The organism is Terriglobus sp. YAF25 (assembly GCF_052113305.1).
In the GTDB taxonomy this organism is placed as follows: Bacteria; Acidobacteriota; Terriglobia; order Terriglobales; family Acidobacteriaceae; genus Terriglobus.
In genome coordinates this window covers 25274-31593 of the sequence record NZ_JBFRCY010000019.1, presented here as the reverse complement: position 1 = coordinate 31593, position 6320 = coordinate 25274, and the positions used below count along the sequence as shown (strand labels likewise).

Below are 6320 nucleotides of genomic sequence, written 5' to 3'. Positions count from 1 at the left end.
CCCGGAAGGGGTGTGCAGCGGCGTTTTCATTGCGGAAAACGCCCATAGATATGGAAGCCCTACACGACACCTACAGGGAAAATGCTCTAGTCGGAAACTTACCGCTCTGCGCGAATCTCTACAACACCGGGCAGCGGCGTGGGAGCCCAGTTCTTTTCCATGCAGACGGCGACGCAGTTCCGACCGGCGCGTTTCGCACGGTACAACGCCACATCAGCGCGGCGGTGCATCAGGGGCCAGGCATCGCCATTGCCCAGGTGTATTGTGATGCCGACGCTGATTGTCAGGTGCACGACCGCCGCCTCGGTGACGATATCGAGCGTGGCAATGCTGGCGCGGAGTCGCTCCGCGATCTCCTGTGCTGCGGTGAGGCCGGTTTCCGGCAGCAGGATCGTAAACTCCTCGCCACCGGTACGCGCCAGCACATCGCCACCGCGGATCTGCAACAGCATCTGCTCAGCAACCTTCTTCAGCGCGATATCACCGGCGGCGTGTCCGTGGGTGTCGTTGACCTGCTTGAAGAAGTCGATATCAATCGCCAGCACGCTCAATGCTGTGCGCTTGCGGGCGGCGCGCAGCACCTCGCGCTCGGCTTCATCTTCCATGGCACGGACATTCAACACACCGGTGCGGGCATCCGTCCGCACCTGCAGGCGAAGCGCGCGGTTCATCTCCCGCTCGAAGAACCAGAGATAGACCACGAAGAAGCACGCTGAGACAAACATCATGCAGGCCAACGTGGCGAGCCAGAAGGGATCCTGCCGCGCCGGGCGGAAATGACCGCTGGTGTTGACGTCGTACCGGAAGAGCACCATCGGCGTGCGGATGGCAATCAGAGTGAGATGAGCAACCAGAACCGTAATGCCTGCTCGCACCACCGTCCGCATCTCAGGATCCTGATTGCGCCGCAGCACCTGAATGGAGAGGATGCATAGCGCGAAGATAGGAGTAATGCTGAAGGCAAAGGTGTGCGAGAAGCCGGAGAGAAACAGGGTCGAAAAGGTCAGCAGTTCCGCGGCCAGCACGGTCGGCCAAAGCCTGCTTTGCAGCGGTCGACGCACAATCGCCCAGCGAAACCCCATGTAGATACAGAAGAAGCTGATGATATTGCACAGCGAAGGCAGCAGAATGCTGAGCACAAGGGGAAGCACGCCAAGCGTTCCCAGAAGCGCATTCCGCAACAGACCGATCAGCGCCGCCGCCATAAACCAACGGTGCGCTCGCAACTGCGGATGATGCAACGCAAGCAGAACCATGGCGCCCGCATAGACGACACCCGTGGCCACATCGCAGATGAAAAGAGTCTGGTAGTTGAGCAGCATAGCGGCAAAACTCAACGGCGTTTCAAAAAGACTAACGGAGTGGTCCCTCTACCTTACGACACTTTCCCGTTAGAAAAGAGAGAGTTTTCCCGGCATGGGAATCCCCAGATGGTCGTATGCCAGCCGCGTCGCCACGCGGCCTCGCGGGGTGCGGTTCAGGAAACCGATCTGAATCAGAAAGGGCTCGTACACCTCCTCCAATGCATCTTCTTCCTCGGCCAGCGCCGCGGCCAGCGTATTCAGCCCTACCGGTCCGCCATCGTACTTTTCGATGATGGTGCGCAGCAGGCGGCGGTCGAGCTCGTCGAAGCCGTGGGAGTCGACCTCAAGCATCTCCAGCGCCTTGGTGGCGGTTGGCCGGTCGATGACCCCGTTGCCGCGGACCTGCGCATAGTCACGTACCCGACGCAACAGGCGATTGGCGATACGCGGTGTTCCCCGGCAGCGCATCGCGATCTCAGCCGCTCCGTCCTCGTCGCAGGCAATGCCAAGTACCTCGGCGGAGCGCTGCACGATGAAGCGCAACTCGTCGTCGGTGTAGAACTCCAGCCGCAACAGGATGCCGAAACGTGACCGCAACGGCGAGCTAAGCAACCCCGGCCGGGTGGTGGCAGCGACGAAGGTAAACGGCCGCAGCTCCATGACATGCGTCCGCGCCGCAGGTCCCTGGCCGATCATGATGTCGAGCTTGTAGTCCTCAAGCGCCGTGTAAAGCTTCTCTTCCAGCACCGGCTGCAGCCGGTGAATCTCATCCAGAAAGAGCACCTGTTTCTCGCGCAGATTGGTCAGGATCGCCGTCAGGTCTCCGGCGATCTGAAGCGCAGGACCGCTGGTCTGCTGAAAGCCGACCTCCAGCTCATTGGCAATGATGGTCGCCAGCGTCGTCTTACCCAATCCCGGAGGCCCGAAGAGCAGAACGTGGTCCAGTGCCTCGCCACGCGACTTCGCCGCCTCCAGCGCGATGGCAAGCTGCTCCTTGGCTTTCGACTGCCCGATAAACTCGCTGAGCTTTTTGGGACGAAGCTTCAGCTCGAAGGCGGAGTCCTCATCCGTCGCCCCGGCAGAGACCAGCCGCTCCGCCTCATCTTGGGCACGGCGGTTCAGATCGATCTTTTTGTTTATGAAGCTCGGTTTCGAAAAGTCCACGCAAGAAGCCTGCTAAAGGCGATGGTACGGCGAAAGTCTGCCGACCGCAAACCTCGCAGCCCCATGCACTGGGTGCCCCATCCATCGCAACGCGATGGGTGGGAGATTCGAGCGCCCGCTCGAACCCGTCTTTTGTCTGTCATCTCGCGCTGAACGGCTGATTCGCAAATATCCCACCCAGTGCATGGGGCTAAGCAAACTTGTCAACACACGTGACTTCTCAAAAGAGCCGGTTTTGCACGGGAACCGTGCTCTCTACCCGTCCATCACCGCGGATGTGCAGGACTTCCATATGCCGTTCAGCCATCGCAGGACCAAGCATTAGCCAGCGGTGGCAGTGCATGGGATCCTCCTCGGCGCACATGATGGCGGTGTTGCTTGCGCCGGCTGTCTTCTCCAGAAGCTCCATCCCGGTCTGGAAGCGCGGTGTGGCGCGGACTGCCGCGTAGTCCACCCCACCATCGGAACCGTGCAGCGCCGGGTCACGCGGTTTCCCGCCGAGCCGGTCGCCCATCCAGACATAGCGAATGCCTGCTTCCATTAGCGCCGCAGCCAGCGGCTCCCGCGAGAACCACGGCATACGCCGGGATGCGGGGATGGAGCGGATATCAGCAAGCGTCTCAATGCTGTGCTGCCGCAGTAGCTCGATAAAGACAGCCATTGGATGACGCGAGTGACCGATGGTGTGAATGCGTGTCAATGCGTTTGCTACTAACCCTGGTACGGCCCACCCACTGCACCCCAACCCCACTGCGGCATCGGTGCAGTCGTATCTTCAGTCGCTGCCGGATCGAGCTTTGAGTTGATCACCGCCAGACGCGAACCCCACTCCAGGTAACCGACAAAGGCCGAACGAAACTCAGGATCGTCCGGCAGACCCACTTCGTCCGCGGTCTCGAGCAACAAGCTCATCCAGCGGCGGCGCTGCTCGTCCGTAAGGTTGCGGCCCATGTGTTTCCGAATCATATGCGCGTGCCCGCCGTGCTCTTCGCTGTAAACCTTCGGTCCGCCAAGCACCTCACCGACAAAAGCCGCAACGTGCTGTGCGTGATGCGGATCCATCTGCGCAAAGACATCGCGCAGCAACGGCTCCTGCGGCACGCGCTCGTAAAAGCGCACGAAGAGACGCTCAAGGGCCGGCGAACCACCGGCCCACTCATAGAGCGTAGGAACTGTTTTCTGCTCGCTCATGCCAGCAGGATACTCTGCCTCAGTAAATGGAGCGCAGCAGGCCACCCTCGGCGCGTACCGCTGCACCCGTCGTTGCCGCACTCAGCGGGCTGGCCAGGTAAACCACCAGGTTGGCCACCTCGGTGTCGTCAATCAGACGTTGCAGCAGCGAGCTCTGGCGATGCTTCTCGAAGAACTCCTTCTCCGCCTCTTCGGGTGTGGCGTTGGGCTTCGAGGCCATCTTCTGCAGGAACTCCACAATGCCCTCGCTCCGTGTCGGCCCCGGCATCACCGTGTTGACCGTCACATTGGTTCCCCGCGTGGCCTCAGCCATGCCGCGGCTGATGGCGAGCTGTGCCGACTTGGTCATGCCGTAGTGCACCATCTCACCCGGAGTCATGATGCCGCTCTCGCTGGAGATGAAGAGAATGCGGCCCTCGTTCTTCTGGAGCATCTGCGGGAAGTAGTGCCGCGCCAAACGAACGCCGCTCATCACATTCACCTCGAAGAGCCGGAACCATTCGGCATCTGTGATGTCTTCAAACGCCCCTTTACGATTGCCAGACCAATGCCGGCGCTGCCTCCGGTGACGAGCGCGTGCTTGCCTTTGAGCTTGAGATCCATGAATTCCTCCACAGCATCCGATGCCGTAAGCCGCTGGATCGACGCAGGCAGCCAAAGTTATAACTTTTGTTATACTAAAATCCATGGCTACCACCATCAAGATCACCGCAATCGGCAATTCGGCGGGAATCATCCTGCCGAAGGAGACTCTGGCTCGTCTGCATGTCGAAAAGGGCGACGTTCTGTATCTCACGGAGACCGCCGACGGGATCCAGCTCACGCCGTACGATGAAGAGTTCGCAAGGCAGATCGAGGCGATGGAAACGGTGATGCGCGAGAACCGTGATGTTCTTCGCCGTCTGGCCGAGTAGTGATGCAGGAACCTCTTTGGATTAAGAAACCGGCAGTCCTGCAGATTCATGCGCGTGAACTCTCCATCGATGGTGGTGCTTCTGGAGTTCGCGATGAAGGTCTGCTGGAATYGGCACTGGCGCGGCCGCTGAATACCTTCGCGTATGACGATCAGGCGACCTTATTCGATCTTGCGGCGGATTATGCCTTTGGCATTGCCCGTAACCATCCGTTCGTGGACGGCAACAAACGCACCGCCCTGCTGGCGTGCGAAGGTTTTCTGTTCCTGAATGGCTACCGCGTCGCCTCAGAGAAGGAAGAAAAGTACCTGATGTATATCTGGATCGCCGCCGGACAGATCAGTCAAGGCGAGTTCACTGATTGGCTGAAACAGCGTGCGACTCCGGTGAAATAGCTCCTGCTCTCACAACGCACGCTGCATCAGCAGGCTATCCAGCGCGCGGTCGAACTTCCAGCCGACACCCTGCAACACACCGGCGCGAACAAAGCCGAGCTTCTCATGCAGCCGCGCGGAGGCGGCATTTTCGTCGCCTCCGCCAATTACCGCCACCATCTGCCGGGCGCCCCACTGTGTGCAGTGCTCCAGCAACTGCTCCATCAACAAACGACCGATTCCCTGTCCTGCAGCCTCATGGTGGATATAAACCGAGTTCTCCAGGGTGAATCGGTACGCCGCCCGCGGACGGTACGGTCCAGCGTAGGCATAGCCCAGCACGCTCATCCCGCTCCGCCACCAGCCAGGGCAGGCCCTTCTCCGCGATCGCGTTCATCCGCAGGAGGATCTCCTCCACCGTGGGGGGCTCCAACTCAAAAGTTGCTGTGCTGGAGCGGACATAATGACCGTAAATCTCTGCGATTGCCTGCGCGTCCGCCGTCCCTGCCGGACGCACCCGTATCTCTGTCGCCATCTCTTCATCTTGCATCCGATTGGGCTCCGCTTGCACCCGATTCAGACTTCGCTTGCACCCGAGCAGCCTTCGCCTGCACCCTTGATATACGTGGCACGTAAGCAGACAGCTCCGGTCGTTCATCCCTTCGACGCAAAGTACGGCACCGAGACCGGCGGTCTTATCCCCGGCACGAGGCTCAAGACCGGCCACATGCACGACCGCCACAACACCGCCTACCACGGCACTGCGCCTTCGCTCTTTGCGCAACTGATGGAGCGCTGGCAGAACACCTGGACTCCAGTGCCGCCCAGCGACTACGCCTTTGTCGACGTCGGCGCCGGAAAAGGCCGCTCCTCTTTTCTGGCCGCGCGCATGCACTTCCGCAGCGTGACCGGCGTCGAACTGAACCCCCTGCTGGCAGGAATCGCACAGGAGAACATCGCCCGCTTTACGCCCTACGCCGTCTCCCCTGTCAGCATCGTGGAAGGCGACATCATGACCCTGCCGCTGCCGGCCGGACCATTGCTGCTCTACCTCTTCAATCCCTTCAGCGCCACGGTGCTCCGCCGCCTCCTCAAACGGCTGGACGCCCGCCAGGCCACCGCTCCCACGGCGCTCGACATTCTCTACGTCAATGACGAGCAGCGCGCCGTGCTGCTGAAACATGGCGGCCTGCGCGAGCTGTGGACTGGCGACCTGCACCTCTCCGACGAGGATGACGAGGCCGACCGCGCCACCATCCGCCGCGACGCACATGGGCTCTACGCCGTAGAGGGTTATGAGCGCTGCAGCATCTGGAGATGGCAAATAAACGAGTAGAGCATTTTCCCTGTTGCTGGGTATCCCGGAAGAGAGG

Annotated in this window: 10 protein-coding genes; 3 read left to right on the top strand and 7 right to left on the bottom strand. The window is 60.6% G+C overall.

What is annotated here, in order from left to right:
• Positions 1–98: 98 nt before the first annotated feature.
• The 6 genes from AB4043_RS01510 to AB4043_RS01485 form a co-directional block, all read right to left on the bottom strand.
• Positions 99–1337, bottom strand: a complete 1239-nt coding sequence (locus AB4043_RS01510; protein ID WP_442300447.1) for a diguanylate cyclase — start codon at positions 1335–1337, stop codon at positions 99–101.
• Between the two features lie 54 nt (positions 1338–1391).
• Positions 1392–2444, bottom strand: coding sequence for a Holliday junction branch migration DNA helicase RuvB (gene ruvB / locus AB4043_RS01505; RefSeq protein WP_442300646.1), 1053 nt, complete (start codon positions 2442–2444; stop codon positions 1392–1394).
• A 244-nt stretch (positions 2445–2688) separates the two neighbouring features.
• A complete protein-coding gene (locus tag AB4043_RS01500; RefSeq protein WP_442300446.1) occupies positions 2689–3168 on the bottom strand; it encodes a DUF488 domain-containing protein in 480 nt (159 codons plus the stop codon).
• Positions 3169–3179: 11 nt separating this feature from the next.
• Positions 3180–3659 carry a group II truncated hemoglobin gene (locus AB4043_RS01495; RefSeq protein WP_442300445.1) on the bottom strand — a complete coding sequence of 160 codons (480 nt, stop codon included), beginning with the start codon at positions 3657–3659 and terminating at the stop codon, positions 3180–3182.
• A gap of 19 nt (positions 3660–3678) precedes the next feature.
• Entirely contained in the window at positions 3679–4134 is a 456-nt protein-coding gene (locus AB4043_RS01490; protein WP_442306372.1) for an SDR family NAD(P)-dependent oxidoreductase, read from the bottom strand.
• Positions 4135–4136: 2 nt separating this feature from the next.
• A complete protein-coding gene (locus AB4043_RS01485) occupies positions 4137–4262 on the bottom strand; it encodes a hypothetical protein (protein WP_442306371.1) in 126 nt (41 codons plus the stop codon).
• Positions 4263–4345: 83 nt separating this feature from the next.
• On the opposite strand from AB4043_RS01485, the gene AB4043_RS01480 reads away from it, so the two are divergent.
• On the top strand, positions 4346–4573 hold the full coding sequence (locus AB4043_RS01480) for an AbrB/MazE/SpoVT family DNA-binding domain-containing protein (protein ID WP_147650416.1): 228 nt from the start codon (positions 4346–4348) through the stop codon (positions 4571–4573).
• Positions 4574–4575: 2 nt separating this feature from the next.
• Positions 4576–4968, top strand: coding sequence for a type II toxin-antitoxin system death-on-curing family toxin (locus AB4043_RS01475; RefSeq protein ID WP_442306370.1), 393 nt, complete (start codon positions 4576–4578; stop codon positions 4966–4968).
• 9 nt (positions 4969–4977) lie between these two features.
• Here the strand turns inward: AB4043_RS01475 and AB4043_RS01470 are convergent, their stop codons facing one another.
• Positions 4978–5295, bottom strand: a complete 318-nt coding sequence (locus tag AB4043_RS01470; RefSeq protein ID WP_442300442.1) for a GNAT family N-acetyltransferase — start codon at positions 5293–5295, stop codon at positions 4978–4980.
• Positions 5296–5572: 277 nt separating this feature from the next.
• Between AB4043_RS01470 and AB4043_RS01465 the strand changes: the two genes are divergently transcribed.
• Positions 5573–6283 (top strand): methyltransferase domain-containing protein, encoded by a 711-nt coding sequence (locus tag AB4043_RS01465; RefSeq protein ID WP_442300441.1) that lies wholly within the window; start codon positions 5573–5575, stop codon positions 6281–6283.
• Positions 6284–6320: the final 37 nt, after the last annotated feature.